The sequence below is a fragment of the Neptuniibacter caesariensis genome, from assembly GCF_000153345.1.
GTDB lineage: Bacteria > Pseudomonadota > Gammaproteobacteria > Pseudomonadales > Balneatricaceae > Neptuniibacter > Neptuniibacter caesariensis.
The window spans coordinates 778,871-780,837 of record NZ_CH724127.1 but is presented as its reverse complement, the minus strand read 5'-3'; the positions used below and the strand labels follow the sequence as shown (position 1 = coordinate 780,837).

The window sequence follows — 1,967 nt, the reverse complement described above, 5'->3', positions numbered from 1 at the left end:
CAGACTTAACCAAGTACAGAAACATTGGTATTTTCGCGCACGTTGATGCGGGTAAAACCACTACTACAGAACGTATCCTGAAGCTTACTGGTAAGATCCATAAGATGGGTGACGTTCACGACGGCGAAGCAACTACCGACTTCATGGAACAGGAAGCTGAGCGTGGTATCACGATCCAGTCTGCAGCGACTACTTGTTTCTGGAAAGATCACCGCATGAACATCATCGATACTCCAGGACACGTTGACTTCACAGTTGAAGTATACCGTTCCCTGAAAGTACTGGATGGTGGTGTAGGTGTATTCTGTGGTTCCGGTGGTGTAGAGCCTCAGTCTGAAACTAACTGGCGTTACGCGAACGAGTCTGAAGTAGCTCGTTTGATCTTCGTAAACAAGCTGGACCGTCTGGGTGCTGACTTCTACCGCGTTGTAGACCAGGTTAAAAACGTACTGGGTGCTAACCCACTGGTTATGACTCTGCCAATCGGCCGTGAAGACAACTTCACAGGTGTTGTAGACGTTCTTTCTCAGAAAGCATTCATCTGGGATGACACTGGTCTGCCAGAAAACTTCGAAGTTACTGACATCCCAGCTGATATGGTTGACGATGCAGAAATGTACCGTGAGCAGCTGATCGAAACTGCTCTGGAGCAGGATGAAGATCTGATGATGGAATACCTGGAAGAAGGTACTGAACCATCTCTGGACGACATCAAGCGTTGCATCCGTGAAGGTACTCGTAAACTAGACTTCTTCCCAACTTTCTGTGGTTCTGCATACAAGAACAAAGGTATCCAGCTGGTTCTGGACGCTGTTGTTGACTACCTGCCAAACCCAGTTGAAGTTGACGCTCAGCCTCTGACTGACGAAGAAACTGGTGAGCCAACTGGCGAAGTTGCTACAGTTGCTGTAGAAGAGCCATTCCGCGCACTAGCATTCAAGATCATGGACGACCGTTTCGGCGCCCTGACCTTTATCCGTGTTTACTCCGGTGTACTGAACAAGGGTGACACTATCCTTAACTCTTACACTGGCAAAACTGAACGTATCGGCCGCATGGTTGAGATGCACGCAGATGACCGTACTGAGCTGGATTCAGCACAGGCTGGTGACATCATCGCTGTTGTAGGTATGAAGAACGTTCAGACTGGTCACACTCTGTGTGATCCTAAGAACCCATGTACTCTTGAGCCAATGATCTTCCCAGAGCCAGTAATCTCTATTGCTGTTACTCCTAAGGACAAAGGTTCTACTGAGAAAATGGGTATCGCTATCGGTAAGATGGTTGCAGAAGATCCATCTTTCGTAGTTGAAACTGACGAAGATTCTGGCGAAACCATCCTGAAAGGTATGGGTGAGCTTCACCTGGACATCAAAGTAGACATCCTGAAGCGTACTTACGGCGTTGAGCTGGAAGTTGGTAAGCCACAGGTTGCATACCGTGAAACTATCACTCAGGCAATCGAAGACAGCTACACGCACAAGAAGCAGTCTGGTGGTTCTGGTCAGTACGGTAAGATCGACTACCGCATCAAGCCAGGCGAGCCAAACTCTGGCTTCACGTTCACTTCTACAGTAGTAGGCGGTAACGTACCTAAAGAATTCTTCCCAGCGATCGAAAAAGGCTTCGCTGGCATGATGGACGAAGGTGTACTGGCAGGCTTCCCTGTACTGGACGTTGAAATCGAACTGTTCGACGGTGGCTACCACGCGGTTGACTCCTCTGCAGTAGCATTCGAAATCGCTGCAAAAGGCGCATTCCGTCAGTCTATCCCTAAAGCGGGTGCACAGCTGCTGGAACCAATCATGAAGGTTGACGTATTCACTCCAGAAGACAACGTGGGTGATGTAATCGGTGACCTGAACCGTCGTCGCGGTATGATCAAGGACCAGGAAGCAGGCGCAACTGGCGTACGCATCAAAGCAGACGTTCCTCTGTCTGAGATGTTCGGTTACATCGGTCACCTG

At 49.2% G+C, this 1,967-nt stretch carries 1 protein-coding gene; it reads left to right on the top strand.

The features are described 5' to 3' along the window. Positions 1-1,967 (top strand): elongation factor G (gene fusA, locus MED92_RS17440; RefSeq protein ID WP_007022914.1); only part of this gene is annotated, 1,967 nt, incomplete at both ends.